The organism is Pelagihabitans pacificus (genome assembly GCF_009371985.2).
GTDB classification, from domain to species: Bacteria; Bacteroidota; Bacteroidia; order Flavobacteriales; family Flavobacteriaceae; genus Pelagihabitans; species Pelagihabitans pacificus.
In genome coordinates, this window is sequence record NZ_VIKU02000018.1 from 1 (window position 1) to 911 (window position 911).

The 911-nt window shown below is 40.9% G+C and carries 2 protein-coding genes; both read right to left on the reverse strand.

The features are described 5' to 3' along the window. The coding region (locus FK220_RS19960) for a glycosyltransferase (RefSeq protein ID WP_152576127.1) at positions 1-464 on the reverse strand (464 nt) is incomplete at its 3' end. A 219-nt stretch (positions 465-683) separates the two neighbouring features. Continuing rightward, on the reverse strand, positions 684-911 hold a 228-nt coding region (locus FK220_RS19965), incomplete at its 5' end, for a glycosyltransferase (protein ID WP_152575571.1).

Here is a 911-nt window from a genome sequence, read left to right on the forward strand (position 1 = left end):
TTCAAAAAATGCTCTTTATCGAACTCGGTGAGTATGGTCACCATATCGGCTTTGGGATAAAGATAGTTCCAACAGAAGCTTTGTGCCCGGTTGTTATAGGCAAGATGGTTGTTGTGTTCAGATACGATGACTTTTATGTTGTAAATTAAAGAATTGGGAATCGAAACAAGACCAAGCAGGTCCATGTGCGAACTAAGGATATCGGGACGATTGCTTTTTTTCCGATAAAATGACATCAAATTGAAGAAACCATTGAAGATAATCGAGTGGAACAGTGGATGTTTATGCAACCTAACCCGTTCGATGGTATCGTTCAATTCATAGTGGTCGGGTCCCCAAAAAGTAATTATCCTTACCGAGTATCCCTTATCGGCCAGATAATTTGCAAGGATACTGATTACCCTTTGGGCGCCTCCGGCCTCCATGGAACTGGTCAAAAAATCAATTCTTAATGGTTTGTGCATAATGATATTTTTGTTTGAACTAATCAAGTGATTATTTGGTAAAAATAAGGTTACACCTTTTTAGTGCTCGTCGTCTTGTCTATAGAATTCAATGTTTAAAGAAATATAATGGGCTTCATTTGTTTTTGGTTTGCCAAAAGTGACTTTTTGTTGATACTTATTTAGTTCTCGTTCGAATTTTTCCGGTCGGAATTTCTGAATGGGCGCAAGCCCCAATGGTCAATTGTCGGCCAGGACTTTTCGGAACATGTCCTCCCATTGTCGCCCAACATTTTCGATTGAGAACTTATCCAGTGCCCTAGGGGCATTTCTTGCTAGTTTCGCCCTTAAGGAGTCATCGTTCATCAGTTGGTGCAGTTGTACGGCCATGGCCTCGATATTTTGGTCTTCCACCAACAACCCGTCATGGTTATGGGTTATTATTTCCGACGGTCCGGAAATACAGTC